This window comes from Actinomadura rugatobispora, assembly GCF_055379765.1.
On record NZ_AP029191.1, the window covers coordinates 5,111,093 to 5,130,438 of the forward strand.

The 19,346-nt window shown below is 73.0% G+C and carries 15 protein-coding genes and 1 pseudogene; 9 read left to right on the top strand and 7 right to left on the bottom strand.

Annotation, left to right across the window (positions count from 1 at the left end):
• Positions 1 to 96: 96 nt before the first annotated feature.
• From ACZ466_RS22605 to ACZ466_RS22615, 3 genes are all read right to left on the bottom strand, one after another.
• Positions 97 to 1,329, bottom strand: coding sequence for a hypothetical protein (locus tag ACZ466_RS22605; protein ID WP_378287384.1), 1,233 nt, complete (start codon positions 1,327 to 1,329; stop codon positions 97 to 99).
• Between the two features lie 18 nt (positions 1,330 to 1,347).
• Positions 1,348 to 2,238, bottom strand: a complete 891-nt coding sequence (locus ACZ466_RS22610) for a hypothetical protein (protein ID WP_378287385.1) — start codon at positions 2,236 to 2,238, stop codon at positions 1,348 to 1,350.
• 194 nt (positions 2,239 to 2,432) lie between these two features.
• On the bottom strand, positions 2,433 to 4,205 hold the full coding sequence (locus tag ACZ466_RS22615; protein WP_378287386.1) for a helix-turn-helix domain-containing protein: 1,773 nt from the start codon (positions 4,203 to 4,205) through the stop codon (positions 2,433 to 2,435).
• Positions 4,206 to 4,342: 137 nt separating this feature from the next.
• On the opposite strand from ACZ466_RS22615, the gene ACZ466_RS22620 reads away from it, so the two are divergent.
• Genes ACZ466_RS22620 through ACZ466_RS22645 form a run of 6 tightly spaced genes read left to right on the top strand, consistent with a single transcriptional unit; the run spans position 4,343 to position 11,003 of the window.
• Positions 4,343 to 5,809, top strand: a complete 1,467-nt coding sequence (locus ACZ466_RS22620; RefSeq protein ID WP_378287387.1) for an aldehyde dehydrogenase — start codon at positions 4,343 to 4,345, stop codon at positions 5,807 to 5,809.
• 53 nt (positions 5,810 to 5,862) lie between these two features.
• Positions 5,863 to 7,281: an MFS transporter gene (locus tag ACZ466_RS22625; RefSeq protein WP_378287388.1), complete on the top strand. Its 1,419-nt coding sequence runs from the start codon at positions 5,863 to 5,865 to the stop codon at positions 7,279 to 7,281.
• Entirely contained in the window at positions 7,278 to 8,468 is a 1,191-nt protein-coding gene (locus ACZ466_RS22630; protein WP_378287389.1) for an FAD binding domain-containing protein, read from the top strand. Before ACZ466_RS22625 ends, ACZ466_RS22630 begins: the two co-directional genes overlap by 4 nt.
• 26 nt (positions 8,469 to 8,494) lie before the next feature.
• Positions 8,495 to 8,947, top strand: coding sequence for a cupin domain-containing protein (locus tag ACZ466_RS22635; RefSeq protein ID WP_378287390.1), 453 nt, complete (start codon positions 8,495 to 8,497; stop codon positions 8,945 to 8,947).
• Positions 8,944 to 9,918 (top strand): amidohydrolase family protein, encoded by a 975-nt coding sequence (locus ACZ466_RS22640; RefSeq protein ID WP_378287392.1) that lies wholly within the window; start codon positions 8,944 to 8,946, stop codon positions 9,916 to 9,918. The genes ACZ466_RS22635 and ACZ466_RS22640 overlap by 4 nt, the downstream gene beginning before the upstream one ends.
• Complete coding sequence (locus ACZ466_RS22645; RefSeq protein ID WP_378287393.1) at positions 9,915 to 11,003, top strand: NADH:flavin oxidoreductase/NADH oxidase; 1,089 nt, start codon at positions 9,915 to 9,917, stop codon at positions 11,001 to 11,003. Before ACZ466_RS22640 ends, ACZ466_RS22645 begins: the two co-directional genes overlap by 4 nt.
• 94 nt (positions 11,004 to 11,097) lie before the next feature.
• Here the strand turns inward: ACZ466_RS22645 and ACZ466_RS22650 are convergent, their stop codons facing one another.
• The 3 genes from ACZ466_RS22650 to sigE all read right to left on the bottom strand — a co-directional run bounded on the left by ACZ466_RS22650 (position 11,098) and on the right by sigE (position 13,298).
• Positions 11,098 to 11,646, bottom strand: coding sequence for a YceI family protein (locus ACZ466_RS22650; RefSeq protein WP_378287394.1), 549 nt, complete (start codon positions 11,644 to 11,646; stop codon positions 11,098 to 11,100).
• A 106-nt stretch (positions 11,647 to 11,752) separates the two neighbouring features.
• Positions 11,753 to 12,565: an alpha/beta fold hydrolase gene (locus ACZ466_RS22655; protein ID WP_378287395.1), complete on the bottom strand. Its 813-nt coding sequence runs from the start codon at positions 12,563 to 12,565 to the stop codon at positions 11,753 to 11,755.
• Between the two features lie 166 nt (positions 12,566 to 12,731).
• A complete protein-coding gene (gene sigE, locus ACZ466_RS22660; RefSeq protein ID WP_378287439.1) occupies positions 12,732 to 13,298 on the bottom strand; it encodes an RNA polymerase sigma factor SigE in 567 nt (188 codons plus the stop codon).
• Positions 13,299 to 13,700: 402 nt separating this feature from the next.
• Here sigE and ACZ466_RS22665 point away from each other — a divergent pair, with 402 nt between their 5' ends.
• The 3 genes from ACZ466_RS22665 (at position 13,701) to ACZ466_RS22675 (ending at position 18,041) form a co-directional block, all read left to right on the top strand.
• Positions 13,701 to 15,278, top strand: a complete 1,578-nt coding sequence (locus ACZ466_RS22665; RefSeq protein WP_378287396.1) for an acyl-CoA synthetase — start codon at positions 13,701 to 13,703, stop codon at positions 15,276 to 15,278.
• A 131-nt stretch (positions 15,279 to 15,409) separates the two neighbouring features.
• The gene (locus tag ACZ466_RS22670) at positions 15,410 to 16,369 is read left to right on the top strand and encodes a PIG-L deacetylase family protein (protein ID WP_378287398.1); all 960 of its coding nucleotides are present in this window, start codon (positions 15,410 to 15,412) and stop codon (positions 16,367 to 16,369) included.
• 133 nt (positions 16,370 to 16,502) lie between these two features.
• Complete coding sequence (locus ACZ466_RS22675; protein WP_378287399.1) at positions 16,503 to 18,041, top strand: serine/threonine-protein kinase; 1,539 nt, start codon at positions 16,503 to 16,505, stop codon at positions 18,039 to 18,041.
• Between the two features lie 27 nt (positions 18,042 to 18,068).
• Here the strand turns inward: ACZ466_RS22675 and rho are convergent.
• Positions 18,069 to 19,136: pseudogene (rho, locus tag ACZ466_RS22680) on the bottom strand (transcription termination factor Rho); the annotation flags it as partial.
• Between the last annotated feature and the right edge of the window lie 210 nt (positions 19,137 to 19,346).

Below are 19,346 nucleotides of genomic sequence, written 5' to 3' on the forward strand. Positions count from 1 at the left end.
CCTAGATCGTTGATGGGAGATGTCGGTGCTGGTCAATGGCCACAGGCCGCCCCAGGAGGCGTGGTGGGACACATCGCGCCCTTCAGCGATATCCCATCAACGGTCCAGGGGGACGGGGTCGTAGGGCGGGCCGGAGCGGGCCAGGGTGGCGGTGTCCGTCGCGTCGTGGCGGCGCAGGGTTTCGTGGACCAGGGAGGCTCCGCGGTCCAGGTCGTCGCGGACCGTGACCTCGATCATGACCTTCTCGGCGACGGAGCCGCCGCCCGGCGCCTGGCGGAAGGTGCCGCCACCGATCTCGGCACGGCCCAGCCCGGCCTGCTTGAGGGCATCGCTGAGATCGGCCGCCACGGTACGGGCGTGGGCCTGCGGGCGGCCCTCGACGGCCAGAGTCAGGGTCAGCTCCCAGAAACGGGCCGTAGCCAGGAGGCTGCGGCCGAACCAGCGTTTCACCAGGGAGCCTTGGTCGAGGCCGGCCAACGCTTCGATCGCCCAGCACGATTCCGCCCGGCTCACCGGGTCCTCCAAGGCGCGCAGCAGGACGGGCTGGGCGAAACCGGCGGTGCGCAGTGCCCGGGCCAGTGGGACGAGGTCGTGGTGGCCGCGGGCGGTGGAGCAGCGCTGCAGGGCGGAACGGACGGCGGCGTCCTGGAGAGCAGGGTCGGCGGCCACGGCGGCGAGGGCATGCCGGGCGCGGTCGAGGAGGGCGGCCCAGGCCGCGAACGGGAAGTCGTCGGAGTCGGGGGCTCGCAGCGAGTAGAGCGGCCGCTCGATCGAGATGTCGAGGGGTTGGTCGACGGCGGGATGGCCGTCCGGGCGGGTCGTCCAGAGCAGGCCGGTGCCGCGCAGATCGCGCAGCTCGTACCACTCTCGGGTCTCAGGGCGGAGGCCGCTGACGGTGCCAGGACGCACCAGGTGGAAGGCGCCGTCCACGAGCGGGGCCATCGCGTCCGGGTCGTCCTGCTCGTCCAGGACGGCGAAGCGGGCCAGCAGGGCGAGGAATGGCCCCGGGTGACGCAGCTCGGCATCGCGCAGCGCCGCGGCCCGGGCCAGCAGGTCCAGCTCGGACCAGCGCATCACGTGCGGGTGGAAGTGGGCCTGGTCATCCCAGCCGACCTGGATGGGCTCCGCCGTGCCGGGGACGGCGACGGCGAGTTCGAAGGCGCCGTAGGCGAGGTCCACGTCGAGGACGAGCGCGTGGCCGTCGCCTACGTCGAATTCAGCGCGGCAAGGCTCCTCCTCTTCAAAGTCGGGGGCATCGTCCTCGAAGAGGTAGGCGGACCAGAAGCCGGGCTCGGCCATCCGGGCCTTCAGACCGTCGTCAAGCGGCATGGAGAGCAACCTAGAGGATTAGGGGGACAAGCCGATGCGGTAGAGGGCGAGGGCGGCGAATCCGAGGAGTGAGCGGTCCCAGGGGATGGGGAACGCGGTGATCTCGTCGGGGTGGTCGGGGGCCTCGGCGAGTATCTGGAGCGCGGCGTCGGGCAGCCGGTCGCCGAGGCGGAGCGCGAGGGCGACGGCGGCGGTGAGCTGGACGGCGAGGCTTTCGGTGGTGAGCAGGGACGTCAGCCGGTGGTCGATGGCGGGTTCGGCCGGGGCGAGGTAGCCGAGGGTGAGATTGGCGCTCGCGCGCGGTATCTCCTGGGTCGCCGGGATCTCCAGGAGCCGCGAGACGGTGAGCCCGGTGGCGGGGAACCAGGCGAGGAGTTCGGCCGCGCCCGCGGCGACCAGCGGGTCGGGGTCGTCGGTCCACGCGGCGAACCGGTCGCTGAGCACGGCCGCCGCGAGGTAGGCGTCGCGGTCCCAGGACGCCGCGACCGCTTCGGCTTCCTCGGGTTCGTCGCGGTCGTCGTCGCCGTAGAGCCACGCGACGACGGCCGCTACGGCAGTGCCGGTCACGTTCTCGGCCGGGGTTAGGGCGAAGGGGAGGTGGGTGTCGTCGCGGTCTCCCAGCGCGATGATGCGGAGGAGGTCGAGCACGGCCGCCCGGTCCGGGGTCGCCGGGTCGTCCACCAGTGCGGTCAGGAACGGGACGACATGGCAGCTCACCTGCCAGCGGGTTCCCTGGTGGTAGACGTTCCCGCGGAGCCGGTGATGGGCCTGGCGGCGTTCCTCCTCGTCCGCTGACAGGAGTGCCTTGAGCTGGCCGGGGACGTCCACGGCCGGGCCGTAGGCGCGGTGGAGCTCAGCCCAGCCGACCGACTCCAGGCCGCTGAGGGGGCTCTCCGCCGAGGTGTTCATGAGCGCTGCTCGCGTTGTGGGAAGAGGCACTGCGGCAGGACGCTACTGCTCCACGAAGTCTGGGACGACGGCGGGGCGGCGTGTCAGGGTGGGTACCGGGGGTTCAACGAGCACACGCTTTACGGCATCCCCGTCCAGCACTGGGCGTGGATCCAGGGGTTCTTCGCGGTGTTCAGCGGGGTGCTGATGCTCGTCTAAGGGGCGGCGCCCTCGGCCACGTCGAGCAGGACCAGGGCGGCCCGGACGTTGACGACGGTCTCCGGCTGGGACAGGTCCAGGCCCGACACGGTTTCGATGCGGCGCAGCCGCTGGCTGACGGTGTTGGGGTGGACGTTGAGCCGCCGCGCCGTCTCGCGCCGGTCGAGCCCGGCGTCGAGGTGGACGCGGAGCGTGTGCAGGAGTTCGGTTCCGCGTTCGCGGTCGTGGTGGCGGACGTCCGCGAGCGTGCGGTCGGCGAAGGCGAGGAGTTGGGCGCTGTCGTCCAGTTGTAGGAGCAGGCCGCCGATGCCCAGGTCGTCCACCGTCACCGTGGACGCGGGCCGTCCCGCTCTGGCCGCGACGGTGAGGGCGCCGAGCGCCGTCCGGTAGGACTGGACGATGCCGTGGTGGGCAGGGGCGGACACCGCGACCATCGCCTCCGTGACCCCGGGCACGGACGTCAGCGCCTTCCGCACCCTCTCCCCGATCTCCCGAGGGCGGGCGTCCTCCGCCGGCCACAGCACCACGAGCGCTTGGCGGTGCAGGGCGACGAGGGGTCTCGGGACGAATCCGGAGGCCAGGTGGGTGACCGCGGCCAGTGCCCGCTCGGCCAGGGCGGTCTGGGCGGGCTCGATCCGGCAGACCAGTGCCAGATGCGGGCGGGACAGGTCGTGCCCGAGCAGTTCGGCGCGTTCGCGGAGCGGGCCTGAGGCGGGGTCGGTGCCGCCGAGGATGTCGGCGAGCAGTTCCCCGCGCAGCCGCTGCTCGACCTCGGCGGCGGTGCGGAGCCGGAACAGTTCGAGGGACAGCACGATCGAGGCGTGTTCGAGGGCCCGCTCGTCCAGGGGCGTGAGGGGCTCGGTGCCGCGCGGCAGCCAGAGCCGGGCGACCACCGAGCCCTCCAGGAGCACCCCGATGACCACGTGCTCCCCGTGCTGCCGGACGAGGTCCGTTCCGGGCCTGGCCGTGCTCGTGCTGCGGATCTCGGCGCCGGGCAGGTCCTCCAGGGGGCCGGCGTGCGCCATGACCTCGCCGCGGGCGTCCTCGACCAGCACCGGCCTGGCCAGCAGGTCCGACACCGCGGCGGCGATGCCGTCGACGCCGCCCGCCCGGAGGGCGACGCGGAGCAGGCTTTCGTGGATCCGTTCGGAGCGGGTGACCAGCTCGTGCTGGTGGCGGAGGTCGTCGAGCATCCTGGCGGAGGTGAGCGCGATCGCGGCGTGGTCGGCCAGCAGCCGCAGCCGGTCGATCTCCAGCGGCGTGAAGTCGTGGACGGCGGAGTGGTAGCTGTTCAGCGTGCCGACCACCGCCGGGCCCGTGACCAGCGGCACCGACAGCATCGAGCGGTAGCCCTGTTCGCGGGCCACGCCCGCCCAGCTGAAGTCGGGCTCGGCCGAGATGTCGGCGACCGCGACCGGCCGCCCGGACCGGAACGCCCGGCTCGACGGAGCCCCGCCCCGCGCGCCGGTCTCCAGGCGCACCGGCCGGTCGGAGTTGACCCGCGCGACGTACTCCTCCGTCAGCCCGCTCCAGCCGGCGATGACCAGGTTCCGCCCGGCGGCGTCCGGGACGAGGACGCCGCAGAAGTCGAGGCCGAGCAGCGACCGCGCGGTCTCCGCGATCAGGTCGAGGACCTCGCGCAGTCCGCGGCCCGAGTTGACGGCCGCGGTGAGGGCTCCGACTGCGTCCAGCCAGCGGCGCAGCTCGGCGAGCGACTCAGTGTCGGGCCGGTGGTTGGGCAGGTGGTCCGGTTCGTTCGTCGGGGTCACGATCTGAATGGTAGGCGGAACATAGATCACCGGAAAGAGTGTTCCGCCATACATATAAATCTGGTCTGTCCGATTCCATACTCGATCGCACCGGCGCATCGGGACGCCGGTCCCACCCCGCGTTGGAAAGGCACCGCATGACGCAGACAGACGCCGCCGCGGCGGCCCGGCCCGTCCTGAACCCGGCCACCGGCGAGGTGATCCAGACCGTCGCCGACAGCACGATCGCCGAGGTCGACGACGCCGTGCGCACCGCCCGCGCCGCGTTCACCGGCGGGCCCTGGCCCGCGCTGCCGCGCAGCGAGCGCGCCCGCCACCTGCTGCGCGCCGCCGACGCCGTCGAGTCCGCCGCCGAGACGCTCTACCGGCTGGAGACGCGCAACAACGGGCGCCCCATCACCGAGACCAGGGCCCAGCTCTCCCGCGTCCCCGAATGGTTCCGCTACAACGCGGGGCTGCTCGCCGCCCAGCGGGACGCCGTCCTCCCGTCCGACGGCCCGTACCTGACCTACCAGCGCCGCGCGCCCCTGGGCGTCTGCGGGATCATCACCCCGTTCAACCATCCGCTGCTGATCCTGGCGCGCAGCCTGTCCGCCGCGCTCGCCACCGGGAACACCGTGGTGGTCAAGCCGTCCGAGACCACCCCGCTGTCCACGCTGGCGCTGGTCGAGGTGCTGCGCGAGGCGGGCCTGCCGGACGGCGTGGTGAACGTGGTGACCGGCGGCCGGGACGTCGGGGAGCACCTCACGGCCCACCCCGGCGTCGCCAAGATCACGCTGACCGGGGGCACGGAGGCCGGACGCGCCGCCGCCGTCGCGACCGCCGCACGGTTCGCCCGGGTCACGGCCGAACTCGGCGGCAAGACCCCGATCCTGGTGTTCGACGACGCCGACCCGGCGGCCGCCGCCGAGGGCGCCGCGTTCGCGGCGTTCGTCGCCGCCGGGCAGTCGTGCGTCGCCGGCTCCCGCTTCCTGGTGCAGCGCGGGATCCACGACGAGTTCGTCGCCGCCCTCGCCCGCCGGGCCGAGTCGATCCGCATCGGCGACCCCGCCGACCCCGCGACGCGCCTCGGGCCGCTGATCAGCGCCGTCCAGCGCGACCGGGTGCTGCGGATGATCGACGTCGGCGTCGAGGAGGGCGCCCGCCTGGTGACGGGCGGCGGCGTCCCGGGCGACCTGCCCGGCCCGCTGCGCGGGGGCTTCTACGTGCGGCCGACGGTCCTGGCCGGCGCGACCAACGCGATGCGGGTCGCCCAGGAGGAGATCTTCGGGCCGGTCGCGGTGGTCGTGCCGTTCGACGACGAGGACGACGCCGTCGCCAAGGCCAACGACAACCGGTACGGCCTCGGCGCCGGCGTCTGGACCCGCGACGTCGCCCGCGCCCACCGGGTCGCGGACCGCCTGGTCGCCGGGATGGTGTGGGTGAACGACCACCACCGGCTCGAACCGTCGCTGCCGTGGGGCGGGACGAAGGAGTCCGGGACGGGCCGGGACGCCGGGACCGAGAGCTTCGACGACTTCACCTGGATCAAGACGGTCGTCGTGCGCACCGCCGCCGACGACGCCGACTGGTACGGCCGGGACGAACCCGGCCGCCTCAACTGACCTCCCCCACCCCCTCTGATCCACCGATCCGTCGCACGAACGAAGGGATCGCCATGCCCTCCCACCCCACCCCGGCACCGCCTCCGCGGGGCTGGCGCGCCGAGATCACCCGCACCCAGTGGCTCGTCCTGTTCGGGACGACCATGGGCTGGGCCCTCGACGGGTTCGCGGGAAGCCTCTACACGCTGGTCCTCGGACCGGCCATGACCGAGCTGCTGCCCAACAGCGGCATCGCCGTCGACGGCGGGAGCATCGGCCTCTACGGCGGGCTCACCGCCGCCCTGTTCCTGTTCGGCTGGGGCACCGGCGGCATCCTGTTCGGCATCCTCGCCGACTACTTCGGCCGGGTCCGGGTGCTGTCGGTCGGGATCGTCACCTACGCGGTCTTCACCGCGCTCGCGGCGTTCGCCGACACGTGGTGGCAGCTCGGCGTCCTGCGGTTCGTCGCGGGACTCGGCTCCGGCGTGGAGGCCCCGGTCGGGGCCGCGCTGGTGGCCGAGGTCTGGCGCAACCGGCACCGGGCCCGCGCCTGCGGCGTGATGATGTCGGGGTACGCCCTGGGATTCTTCGTCGCCGCGCTCGCGTACGCGGTCCTCGGCGGCTACGGCTGGCGCCTCATGATGGGCATCGCGGTCGCGCCGGCGCTGCTGGTGTGGTTCATCCGCCGCCACGTCCCCGAGCCCCCGGAGATCAAGGACACGATCGAGGCCCGGCGGACGCGCAAGGCGCTGGGGCATCGCGCGGAGGAGGACCGGTTCGTCCTGCGCCGCCTGCTCACCCCGCCGCTGCTGCACCGGACCCTCGTCGGGACCGCCCTGGCCACCGGTTCCCTGCTCGCCTTCTGGAGCGTGTCGACCTGGTACCCGCAGGTGCTGCGCGAGGCGGCGACGGCGGCGGCCCTGCCCGCGGACGCCGTCAAGGACCGGGTGGCCACGGCGTCCATGCTGTTCAACGCCGGAGGCGTCCTCGGCTACGCCACCTGGGGCTTCCTCGCCGACGCCATCGGCCGCCGGAAGACGTTCGCGCTCAGCTTCGCGATCTCCGCGGCGAGCGTGCTGTTCCTCTTCCCCTTCGACCGCTCGTACGGCGTGTTCCTGCTCGTCATCCCGGTGGCCGGGTTCGGGCTGTACGGGGCGCTGTCCGGCATCCTCGTGTACGGGCCGGAGCTGTTCCCGCCCAGCGTCCGCGCGACCGGCATGGCCCTCTACAACGGGATCGGCCGTTTCATCACCGCCTCCGGGCCCCTGGTCGCCGGTGTCATCGCGGCGTCCTGGTTCGGCGGTGATCTCGGCCTGGCCACCACGTGCGTGGTCGCCGTCGGCATGCTCGGCGCGATCGGGCTGTTCTTCGCGCCGGAGACCCGCGGGGCGCCGCTCCCGACCGACCCGGTCCCGGTCGTCCCGGCCCCGGTCGCTCCGGCGCCCGGTGCCGCGCCCGCCACCACGACGACCGGAGAGGAGACCAGGTCATGAGCGTCTACGACGGCGCGCGAGCCGTGGTCATCGGCGGCTCCATCGGCGGACTCACCGCCGCCCTGCTCCTGCGCGACCTGGGCTTCCGGACGGAGGTCTTCGAGCGCACCCCGGCGGCCCTGGACGGGCGCGGCAGCGGGATCGTCCTGCAGCCGGACACGCTGCGCTGGTTCAACGAGCGCAGCACCCAGCGCCCGGACGCGCTCAGCACCACCACCGAGTGGGTCCAGTACCTCGGCCCCGGCAACGAGATCATCGACCGGGACCGCCGTTCCTGGAGCTACACCTCGTGGGGCACGTTCTACCGGGCGCTGCTCGCCGACTTCGGGCTCGACCGCTACCGGCTCGGCGAGTTCGCGTGCGGCTTCGACCAGGACGAGCGCGGGGCGACGGTCCGCTTCGTGAGCGGCCGCCGGGAGACCGCCGACCTGGTGGTCTTCGCCGACGGCATCACCTCGGTCGGGCGGGAGCGGCTGGATCCCGCCGCCCGGCTCACCTACTCGGGGTACGTGGGGTGGCGCGGGACCGTCCCCGAGCACGAGCTGACCGAGTCCACGCGGGAGCTGCTGGGCGACGCCATCTCATACAGCGTGGTGCCCCACTCCCACATCACGCTCTACCCGATCCCGGGCGAGGGCGGCACCGGGCCGCGCGACCGGTTGATGAACTACGTCTGGTACCGGAACGTGCCGGAGGGCGCGGAGCTGTCGGAGATGCTGCTCGACAAGCGCGGTTTCCCCGGCAAGGTGTCGCTCCATCCCGGGCAGGTGCAGGACCGCTACGTCGAGGAGATGCGCGAGGCCGCCGGGCGGATGCTCGCGCCCGCCGCCGCCGAGGTGGTGACGGCGACGGCCGCTCCGTACGTGCAGGTGGTGTCGGACGTGCGCGCGTCCCGGATGGCCGACGGGCGGGTCGCGCTGATCGGTGACGCCGCCTGCGCCGCCCGCCCGCACGCCGCGGCGGGCACGGCCAAGGCCGCGGCGGACGCGTGGGCGCTCGTCGTGGCGCTCGAAGAGGCCAGGGGCGACATTCCGGCCGCCCTGCGCAAATGGGAGCCCGCCCAGCTCGAGCTGAGCGCGCGCCTACTCGAACGCGTCGTCGCGATGGGGGAGCGTTCGCAGTTCAGCAACACCTGGATCCCGGGGGACCCGAGCCTGCGGTTCGGCCTCTACGGCCCCGGCCAATAGCGACCAGTAACGAACGGAGAGACACCATGACGGACACCTCGTTCCTGAGCGACCTGCCCCTGGCCGGGGAATTGGTCGCGACCGGCTTCGACGGCTGGTCCGAGGAACTGCGCGAGGAGTTCGAGACGTACGCCCACGACGGGCACGTCGGGTCGCGCCTGCTCAGTGAGAACGAGCGCGTGCGGGTCTGGGAGATCCGGCTCGCGCCCGGCGAGCGCTGGCACGCCCACCGGCACGTCCTGGACTACTTCTGGACGGCGGTGGACGCGGGCCGCAGCCGCCAGCACACCAGCGACGGCACCACGCGGGAGGTGGCCTACACCGCCGGCGAGACGCGTCACTTCACCTTCGGCCCCGGCGAGTACCTGCTGCACGACATCGAGAACATCGGTGACGGGGAGCTCGTGTTCACCACCGTGGAGCACCTGGACAGCGCGAACGAGCCCCTGGACGTCCACCGTGAGAGGCGGACGCCATGAGCGGCGTGATCGACGGCGGCGTGATCGACGTCCATGCCCACTGGCTGCCGCCCGAGCTGTTCGACCTCCCTCCCGGAGCGCCCTACGGCCCCATGCGGGACCGTGACGGCGAGCTGTACCTGGGCGAAATCCCGCTGTCCATCGAGACGCGCGCGATGAGCGACGTGCGGGCGATCCACGACGACATGCGGGCCGGAGGGGTGGGCGTGCGGGTGCTGTCCGCGCCACCGTTCGCGTTCCCCGTCGCGGGCCCGGCGACCGGCTACGTCACCGCGTACAACGAGGCCCTCGGCGCCCTCGTCGCGGACGCCGGCGGCACCCTCGCCGGTCTGGGCATGGTCTCGTTCGACGATCCCGCCGAGACGAGCGCCCAGCTGGAGAGCCTGGCCGCGGCACCCGGAATCGCCGGCGCGGCGATCCCGCCGCTGGTCGCGGGCGCCTCCCTGGACCGGGGCGCGCTGCTGCACGTCCTGACCGAGGCCGAACGGCTCGGCCTGGCGGTGCTGGTGCACCCCATGCAGCTGCCCCGGCCGGAGTGGGGCGACCACTACCTGGCCAACCTCATCGGCAACCCGGTGGAGACCGCGACCGCCGTCGCCGCGCTGCTGCTGGGCGGCGTCAAGGAACGGCTCCCCCGGCTGCGGATCTGCTTCGTCCACGGCGGCGGCTGCGCGCCCGGACTGCTCGGACGGTGGGAGCACGGCTGGCGCACGCGCGCCGACGTCCGGAGAAGCTCCGCGCGCCCGCCGCGCGAGACATTCCGGGAGCTGTACTTCGACACCGTCACCCACGACGCCGGCCAGCTCCGCCTGCTCGCCGCGCACGCCGGCGCGGACGCGGTCGTCTGCGGCAGCGACTACCCGTTCGACATGGCGCAGCAGGACCCGGTCGGGTTCGCGACCGGCGCCGGGCTCGACGCCGAGGCCCTCACGGGCAACGCCCGGACCTTCCTTCACGGTGACGGATCATGACGCGCCTGTTCACACCGATCACCCTGCGGGCTCTGACGATCAAGAACCGGGCCTGGCTCTCGCCCATGTGCCAGTACAGCGTCGAGACGGGCGACGGCGTCCCGGCGGACTGGCATCTGGTCCACCTCGGCGCCCGCGCGGCGGGCGGCTTCGGGCTGATCCTCACCGAGTCCACCGCCGTCAGCCCGGACGCGCGGATCAGCCCGCAGGACACCGGGCTGTGGAACGAGGACCAGGTGGCGGGGTGGGCGCGCATCGTCGACTTCGTCCACGCGCACGGCGCCGCCGTCGGCGTCCAGCTCGGGCACGCGGGCCGCAAGGGCTCGGCGTTCGCGCCCTGGCACGGACGCGGCCCCCTGCCGGTGGACCAGGGCGGCTGGAGCGTCCTCGGCCCGTCGCCGCTGGCCTACCCGGGGCTGGCGGAGCCCCGCGAGGCCACCGCCGAGGAGCTCGCCGGGGTCGTCCGGTCCTTCCGGGACGCGGCGCGGCGGGCCGGCGCCGCCGGGTTCGACCTGATCGAGATCCACGCGGGACACGGATACCTGCTGCACCAGTTCCTGTCCCCGCTGTCGAACCGGCGGACCGACCGCTACGGCGGCTCGTTCGAGAACCGCACCCGGCTGCTCCGCGAGGTCGTCGACGCCGTCCGCGGCGTCTGGCCGGACGGCATGCCGCTGCTCGTGCGGCTGTCGGCCTCGGACTGGATCGAGGGCGGATGGACGCCCGAGGAGACCGCCGACCTCGCCGGGACGCTGCGGGAGCGGGGCGTCGATCTGATGGACGTGTCGTCCGGCGGCCTGGACGCGGCCCAGCGGATCACGGTCGGGCCCGGCTACCAGGTCCCCTTCGCACGCCGGGTGCGGGCCGAGGCCGGGGTCCCGGTCGGGGCGGTCGGGCTGATCACCCGTCCCGAGCAGGCCGAGGCCGTCCTCGCGGAGGGCTCGGCGGACGCGGTGCTGCTCGCCCGTGAGGCCCTCCGCGACCCGTCGTGGCCGCTGCGGGCCGCGCGGGAACTGGGGGCCGGGCCGGTCGAGTCGCTCTATCCCCGCCAGTACCTCCGGGCGGCCACGGGCACACCCGCCTGAAGGACGGGAATGCCGAAGGGCCGCCCGCACCACGTGGTGCGGGCGGCCCTTCGGCAAGTGGGGCGTCGCCTCGTGACCTCCCGGGAGGGGAAGGTCAGGCGCGGACGGCCTGGATCTCCAGCTGGAGGTCGACCTTGTCGCCCAGGAGGGCCTTGTCGCCGGCCAGCGGGACGTTGAACTCGATGCCCCAGTTCTTGCGGTTGATCGTGGTGGAAGCGGTGAAACCGGCGCGGAAGCCGCCCCACGGGTCGTCGCCGACGCCGTTGAACTCGACCTCCAGGGAGACCGGGCGGGTGACGCCCCGGATGGTGAGGTCGCCGTCGAGGTAGTGGTCGCCGCCCTCGGAGCGCAGGCCGGTGGTCGCGAACGTCATCGTCGGGTGGTTCTCGATGTCGAGGACGTCGGCGGAGCGGACGTGCGCGTCGCGGTCGGCGTGGCGGGTGTCGATGGAGGCCATCTTGATCTCGGCGGTGGCCGTGGAGGAGGCCAGGTCGTCGGCGATCACGATGCTGCCGGAGAAGTCGGTGAAGCTGCCCCGTACCTTGGTCATCAGGTGCCGGATCACGAAGGTGACCTCGGAGTGCGCGGGGTCGATGTTCCAGGTGCCGGCGGTCAGCCCGGGGGCCGCGGTGGCGATGCTCATGGTCACTCCAGATTTGCTTGAAGTTTCAACGACTTGCCTACGGTGAGGTTAGTTGAGACTTCAATGATATGTCAAACGCCTGGCGAAGACCGCTCCGGAGGGCCGCTCAGGCGGTGGACCTGGCCTGCGCCGCGAGGAGAGGGTGGGCGCTGCCGTCCAGAAGGACCTTGGCCACCAGCTCGGGATCGTCTCCCATCGGGACGTGACCGCAGCCCTCCATCCAGACGAACCGGGCGTCCGGCAGCGCCCGCTGGGCGCGGACGGCCTGGCTCGCGCCCAGCAGCCGGTCCCTGGTGCCCCACGCGATCGTCACCGGGACGTCCGCGCAGGCGCCCTGGAAGCGGACCCCGCGCCCCGCCCGCAGCGTCGGCTCGAACCCGGCGGCGGTGCGCATCGCCCTGGCGTCCCCCGCGAGCGCCTCGGCGTCCAGCAGGTCGGGACGGCCGTAGATCATCCCGAACATGGCCGTCCGGCGGCGCGGCGAGCGCGCGAGCAGGGCCATCAGCGGGTCCGGGAGCCTGGCCCCCAGCCGCGAGGCGCGCAGGATCGAGGCGGCCCGCGCCAGCTCGCGCGCGTTGAAGAACCCGGCCGGCGACAGCGCGGTGGCGGAGCTGACCAGCCCGCGATCGGCGGCCTCCAGCGCGAACAGCCCGCCCAGCGAGTTGCCCGCGATGTGCGGCCGCTCCACGCCGAGCCGCTCGAACAGGTCCGCCAGGACGTCGATCGTCGCGTCCACGGTGTACGGGGTGCCCGGAGGAAGCGGCGGCGAGTCGCCGAAACCGGGCAGATCCAGCGCGATCACGTCGCGCTCCCCGGCCAGCCGGTCCATGACCGGCCGCCAGCCCTGCAGCCGGTGGCCGATCCCGTGCAGCAGCACCAGCGGCGGCCCGTCGCCGCGACGCTCGAAGACGATGTCCACGGGCTGAGGGTAGGCCACAAGTTACCGGCCGGTCACGTGTGACGGTCCTCACGCCGCGCCCGCACCCCGCCGGCGGGCGCGGTGTGGACGGTCGGGGCAGGCCGACCTCGGCCGGGTTCTGCTCGCCAGGCGGTGTGAGTGCAGGTGGCGGGGGTGGCCGGGTGGGTCAGTAGGAGGTGGGGACGGTGTCGCCGTCCAGGCTCGGGGCCGGGGCGGGCTCGGGCGGGCGGCGGTGCTCCAGGGCGGCGCGGAGCTGGGCCCGGCCGCGGTGGATGCGGCTGCGCACGGTGCCGAGCTTGACGCCCAGCGAGGCGCCGATCTCCTCGTAGGTCAGGCCCTCGATGTCGCACAGGACCACCGCGGCGCGGTACTCCGGCGCCAGCGCGTCCAGCGCGCGCTGGATGTCGGCGTCCAGGTGCCGCTCGTCGTACGCCTGGGCGGGCGACGGCTCGCGGCCCTGCAGCCGGTCGGCCGCGTCGTCGCCGAGCGCGTCGAACCGGATGCGCTGCTTGCGGCGGGCGCGGTCGAGGAAGAGGTTGGTGGTGATCCGGTGCAGCCATCCTTCGAAGGTCCCCGGGCTGTAGGAGGACAAGGAACGGAACACCCGGATGAAGACGTCCTGGGTCAGGTCCTCGGCGTCGTGCCGGTTACCGGTCAGGCGGTACGCCAGCCTGAACACCCTTGTGGAGTGCTCGCTGACGATCTCCTCCCATGTCGGAGGCGTCCACGCCATCGCGCCTGCGCTCACCGCTACCCCCGTCTGATGCGAAATCGTTACGGCCAAGCATGCCGGTACCCAGATAAGAGCCGTGTAAGAACGTCGTTGGCCGGCCGGATGCGGCGCCGGGCCCTCCCGGGGTCGTTCCGGCGGAATCCCTGGTGAACTGCGGTTTCCCCGATCGGCGGGGTGGCCGGATGGGGCCAGGTCGCGGCGGTCGTGTGACGGATCGCTCATTGACCGGGGCGTTCACGCCCTTGTGAGCGATGCCATTGGACGATCCGTCAGCAGCGATTGAGCCCCGCACGGACGCCAGACATGATCGGATGACCCCACCGGCGGAACCCGGACAAGCCCGACGGAACCGACGCTCCGCCCACCCGCATACCACCCACCCCCCGACCGCGAGGACGTGGCATGGCGCGAAGCTACAACCTGGCCGACCTTCTCGAGATCCTTGCCGCCGCCGGACCGGACCGCCCCGCACTCGTCGCCGGGGACGAGCGCCGCACCTACCGTGAGCTCGACGAACGCGCGAGCCGGGTGGGCCACCACCTGGCGGCCGCCGGCGTTCGCCCGGACGAGCACGTCGCGATCCTGGCCTACAACCGGGCCGAATGGATCGAGAGCATGCTCGGCGCCTTCAAGGTCCGGGCCGTCCCGATCCCGGTGAACTACCGCTACGTCGCCGCCGAGCTGCGGCACGTGCTGTCCGACTCCGACGCGGTCGCGCTGATAGGGGAGCGCTCGCTGCTGGCCAGGGTCGAGGAGATACGGGGCGACCTGCCGAAGCTGCGGCACGTGGTCGTCCTGGAGGACGGCTCGGACGCCGACGTCCCCGGCGCCGTCGAGTACGAGAAGTCCCTCGCGGCCGTCTCCCCCGGCGACGACTTCCCGGAGCGGTCCAGCGACGACCGCTACATCATGTACACCGGCGGCACCACCGGCTACCCCAAGGGCGTGGAGTGGCGCTGCGAGGACATCTTCTTCGGCGCGCTCGGCGGCGGGAACGTCCTCGGCGACCCGATCACCAGCCCCGAGGGGATCGCCGCGAACGCTGAGCAGCCCCCGATGGCGGTCCTGGACTGCGCGCCCGTCATGCACGGCGCCGGGCAGTGGGTGGCGTTCATGGGGTTGCTCAGCGGCGCCAAGGTCGTCCTCTACACCGACCACGCGTTCGACGCGGCCCGCGCCCTGCGGATCGTGGCGGACGAGCAGGCCAACGTGCTGATGCTGGTCGGGGACGTGATGGCGCGGCCGGTGGCGAAGGAACTGGCGACCGGCGAGCACGACACGTCCTCGCTTTTCGCGATCGCGTCCGGCGGGGCGCCGCTGACCGAGGGCGCCCGGGCCGAACTGCAGGCGCTCCTGCCGAACATCCTGTTCATGGACAACTACGGGGCGTCCGAGACCGGCGCGTGCGGCCCGTCGATCGGCGGCGGCAAGGAGGGCACGGCGCGCTTCATGATGAAGCCCGGCATCACCGTCCTGGACGACGACCTCAAGGCGGTGCGGCCCGGCGAGATCGGCCGGCTGGCGCGCAGCGGGCACATCCCGATCGGCTACTACAACGACCCGGAGAAGACCGCGTCCACGTTCTTCACCGACGCCGAGGGCACCCGCTGGTCGGTCCCGGGCGACTTCGCCGCGCTGGAGGAGGACGGCACGATCACCCTGCTCGGCCGCGGCTCCCTGATGATCAACACCGGGGGCGAGAAGGTCTACCCGGAGGAGGTCGAGGTCGCGCTCAAGTCCCACCCCGACGTGTACGACGCCGTGGTCGTGGGCCTTCCGGACGAGCGCTTCGGCCAGCGCGTGGCGGCCGTCGTCTCCGCCCGCCCCGGCGCGTCCCCGACCCTGGAGGCGCTGGTCGAGCACTGCCGGGGCCGCCTGGCCGGGTACAAGCTGCCCCGCCAGATCACGGTGGTGGACGAGGTTCACCGCACCGCCGTGGGGAAGTCCGACTACAAGTGGGCCAAATCCGTCCTTACCTGACCTTATTGGGACGTTCGACCGGGCCGCCTAGCACCGGGCGTCCGGCGCGGTCGTGCGCGGCGTGGCGGGTATGGCGCAGGTTTGACGAGCCGGTGGAATGATCTTCAACCGGGTCGGGGCATCTACACGCCGTGCGAAGGACCTGCGTCTTCTTCCACGCCCACCGTGACGACGAGGCGTTGCTGACGGGCGGCACGATGGCGCGCCTGGCGGCCGAGGGCCACCGGGTGGTGCTCGTGGTCGCCGCGGCGGAGCACGCGCCGAGCGGCCTGGACGCCCGCCCGAGGGGCCAGGTCCGCACCGACGTGCTCGACGCGCCGGCGCACGTCCTCGGATGCGAGCGCGTCGTGCTGCTCGGGTACGAGGACTCCGGTCCCGACGGCAGCGCGCTCGGCGGGTTCTCCCGTACGAAGGTGGAACTCGCCGCCGAGGAAGTGGCCGAGGTGCTGCGCGAGGAGCAGGCAGACCTGCTCACCGTGTACGACCCGGCCGGAGGTTACGGGCACCCCGACCATGTGCAGGTGCACCGGGTCGGGGTCAGGGCCGCCGAACTGGCGGGGACGCCGGTCGTCCTGGAGGCGACGGTCGACCGCGACCTTCTCCTGCGCGCGCTCGGGCCGATCGCACGTTTCGGCCTGCTCCCGCGCGCGCGGCACGCGTACACCTCGCGCGGGGAAATCACGCACCGCATCCGCGTCCGCAAGTACAGCGCGACCAAGCGAGCCGTCATGGCCGCCCACGTCACGCACCGGCTGTGCGGTGATTCGGTCTGCACGTTCACGGCGCTGCTGCGTCTGCCGCGCGTGGTGTTCCGGCTCGTTCTGGGTACGGAGTGGTTCGTACGGCGGGACCTGCCGCCCGGCACCGTCCTGCACCACCCGCTGGACCGGTGGCCCGTTCCCGTCGCGCAGCCGGCTCGCGGCCGCCGCCCGGTGCCGCCCCGCGCGCAGCCGGAGCCGGAGCCGGAGCCGGAAGCGGAACCGGAGCCGACACCGACGCCAGCGCCGGCGCCGGAAACGCGCCCGCAGCCGCACCCCGAACCGGCCGCGTCCACGCCCTCGTCCACGCCCGCGCCCGCGGCTGGCGTTTGAGGAGGCGCGCGAACGCTCCTTAACTTCACGCGCGCTCCCCACGCCCCGGCTCAGCGCCGGGTCGGGGATCGGTCAAGAAAGGATTTGGTGCCCCGGAACATGCCTTGGGGCGGTTCGCGCGCATAACCACCCCATGGGGAGAGATCGGTTGATTCCGCTGGCCGAGCGGTATCGCCTCCTCTCGGTGGTCGGCAGGGGCGGGATGGGCACGGTGTGGCGCGCCCATGACGAGATGCTGGGCCGCGACGTCGCGGTGAAGGAAGTGCGCCTTCCGGAACGCTTCACCGCGGGCGAGTGCCGGCTCCTGTGCCGCAGGCTCATCGAGGAGGCCCGCGCCACCGCGGCGCTGCGCCATCCCGGCGTCATCGACGTGCACGACATCGTCATCGAGGACGGGCGTCCGTGGATCGTCATGGAACTGCTGAACGCCCGGTCCCTGCACCAGGAGATCGCCGAACGCGGCCCGGTGCGCGTCGAACGCGCCGCCCGCATCGGCCGGCGCGTGCTGTCGGTGCTGCGCGCGGCGCACGCGGCCGGCATCCTGCACCGCGACGTCAAACCCAGCAACGTGCTGCTGTGCGACGACGGCCGGATCGTGCTCACCGACTTCGGCCTGGCCGTCCACATGGACCAGGGCGGCCAGGAACCGGAGGAGACGCTCGTCGCGGGCATCGAGGGGTCTCCCGCGTACATGCCGCCCGAACGCGTCCGGGGGGAACCCGGCAGGCGCGAGTCGGACCTGTGGTCGCTCGGGGCGACGCTCTACACGGCCGTGGAGGGAGTGTCGCCGTTCCTGCGACGCCACGCGCTCGCATCCATGCTGGCGGTGCTGCTGGGCGACTACCCGCCGCCCGTGCACGCGGGCCGGCTCGCCCCCGTCATCCAGGGGTTGCTGGAACAGGACCCGTCCCAGCGGCTGGGGGCAGCCGACGCTGCGCGGATGCTGCGCGAGGCGGGCCGTCCCCCCGACCCGCCGGTCCCGCTCTGGCGGCGGCGGATTCCCAGACAGTGGTCTACGCGCCTCGGCCTCATGGTGGACGAACCCGATCCCGGCCCGGCCCGTCCAGGGCCGGCGGCGCACGCCCACGACAACCGCCCGCGCGCCCTGACGGTGGCGTGCTTCACGACGGTCGTCGTGATGGCCGTCGTCCTGGGAGCCTGGAGCGCGCGCTGGAACTCCGTCGGCAAGAGCGAACCCCTGGCCCTGCTCCCGGCCTCGGGGGACGAGCACGGGACCGCCGGGCACCGCTCACCCAGAATGATCACCTATCACGAGGTCGCCGGCTCCGGCGGCTACCACATCGACATCCCGCGCGACTGGCGGCGCGAACGGCTCGGCGGCACCGTCCAGTGGCAGGACGCGGCGGCCGAGCAGGCGCTGCGCATCACCCCGGTCTCCGGCGACCCGCTGGCCGGGCTGCGCGCGGCCGAGCACGAGGCGCTGGCGTCCGGAACCTACCCCGGCTACCGCCTGCTGCGGCTCGAGGCCGTGCCGGCGCTGCTCGCGGACGCGGCGGAATGGGAGTTCACCTGGGGCGAGGACGGCGAGCGCTCGCACGCGCTGCGCAGCCGGGCGGCCGGATACGAGTTCTCCTTCCACGCCCCCGACAGCCACTGGACACCGGCGCAACGGCGCTACGACCGCATCCTGGAATCCTTCCGCACCGGCTGACCGCCGGCGGAGGGGGAGGAGGGAGCGTCAGGTCGTCTGCTGCACGCGCAGCAGGAACTCGGCGTTGGAGGTGGTGCCCTTCATCTTCTCCAGCAGCATCTCGACGGCCTGCTGCCGTTCGAGACCGTGCAGGGCGCGGCGCAGCCGCCAGTTCAGCTGCAGCTCCTCGCGGCCGATGAGCAGCTCCTCACGCCGCGTGCCGGACGCCTCGATGTCGACCGCGGGGAAGATCCGCCGGTCGGCCAGGCCCCGGTCGAGCTTCAGCTCCATGTTGCCGGTGCCCTTGAACTCCTCGAAGAACACGTCGTCCATCCGGGACCCGGTGTCGACCAGCGCGGTCGCCAGGATGGTCAGCGAACCGCCGTCCTCGATGTTGCGGGCGGCGCCGAAGAACTTCTTGGGCGGGTACAGCGCGGTCGTCGCCACGCCGCCCGCCAGGATGCGGCTGCTGGACGGCGCCGCCAGGTTGTACGCGCGGCCCAGCCGGGTGATCGAGTCGAGCAGCACGACCACGTCGCGGCCCTGCTCGACCAGCCGCTTGGCGCGCTCGATGGCCAGTTCCGCCAGCGCGGTGTGGTCCTCGGCGGGGCGGTCGAACGTCGAGTGCAGCACCTCGCCGTTCACCGACCGCTGCATGTCGGTGACCTCTTCGGGCCGCTCGTCGATGAGCACGACCATGAGGTGGCATTCGGGGTTGTTGATGCTGATGGCGTTGGCCAGGGCCTGCAGGATCATCGTCTTGCCGACCTTGGGCGGCGACACGATCAGCCCGCGCTGGCCCTTGCCGATGGGGGAGACCAGGTCGATGACGCGGGTCGCGAGCGCGCCGCTGTCCAGCCGCAGCCGCTCCTCCGGGAACAGCGGGGTCAGCTTGCCGAACTCGGGCCGCGCGGCGGCGTCCTCGGGGGAGCCCCCGTTGACGGCCTCGACCTGGACGAGGGAGTTGTGCTTCTCGCGGCTGGAGCGGGGCGGGCGGGCCGTCCCGGCGACGACGTCACCGGGGCGCAGATGGGCCGCCTTCACCTGCGCGGGCGAGAGGTACACGTCGGACGGGCCGGGCGCGTAGCCCTGCGTCCGGACGAACGCGTGCTTGTCCTGCACGGACAGCACGCCCTGGAACGGGATGACCGTCTCTTCGGCGGCCGGCTGGTCGGGCCGCCGCACCGCAGTGCCGGCCCCCGTGGCGGCCGTCGCCTGCCGCGAGGACCGCGCCGTCCGGCGGCGCGTGGCCTGCTGCTTGGGCACGGCCGTGCGTTCGGTGGTCATGGTGGTCATGGAAATCCCTTCTCAGGCGTCCGCGGAAAG

Excerpts from the sequence above, each read along its gene's own strand:
- ACZ466_RS22605 (WP_378287384.1), bottom strand. The coding sequence starts at position 1,329 with ATGCCGCTTGACGACGGTCTGAAGGCCCGGATGGCCGAGCCCGGCTTC.
- ACZ466_RS22610 (WP_378287385.1), bottom strand. The coding sequence starts at position 2,238 with ATGAACACCTCGGCGGAGAGCCCCCTCAGCGGCCTGGAGTCGGTCGGC.
- ACZ466_RS22620 (WP_378287387.1), top strand. The coding sequence starts at position 4,343 with ATGACGCAGACAGACGCCGCCGCGGCGGCCCGGCCCGTCCTGAACCCG.
- ACZ466_RS22625 (WP_378287388.1), top strand. The coding sequence starts at position 5,863 with ATGCCCTCCCACCCCACCCCGGCACCGCCTCCGCGGGGCTGGCGCGCC.
- ACZ466_RS22630 (WP_378287389.1), top strand. The coding sequence starts at position 7,278 with ATGAGCGTCTACGACGGCGCGCGAGCCGTGGTCATCGGCGGCTCCATC.
- ACZ466_RS22635 (WP_378287390.1), top strand. The coding sequence starts at position 8,495 with ATGACGGACACCTCGTTCCTGAGCGACCTGCCCCTGGCCGGGGAATTG.
- ACZ466_RS22640 (WP_378287392.1), top strand. The coding sequence starts at position 8,944 with ATGAGCGGCGTGATCGACGGCGGCGTGATCGACGTCCATGCCCACTGG.
- ACZ466_RS22645 (WP_378287393.1), top strand. The coding sequence starts at position 9,915 with ATGACGCGCCTGTTCACACCGATCACCCTGCGGGCTCTGACGATCAAG.
- ACZ466_RS22650 (WP_378287394.1), bottom strand. The coding sequence starts at position 11,646 with ATGAGCATCGCCACCGCGGCCCCCGGGCTGACCGCCGGCACCTGGAAC.
- sigE (WP_378287439.1), bottom strand. The coding sequence starts at position 13,298 with ATGGCGTGGACGCCTCCGACATGGGAGGAGATCGTCAGCGAGCACTCC.
- ACZ466_RS22665 (WP_378287396.1), top strand. The coding sequence starts at position 13,701 with ATGGCGCGAAGCTACAACCTGGCCGACCTTCTCGAGATCCTTGCCGCC.
- ACZ466_RS22675 (WP_378287399.1), top strand. The coding sequence starts at position 16,503 with ATGGGGAGAGATCGGTTGATTCCGCTGGCCGAGCGGTATCGCCTCCTC.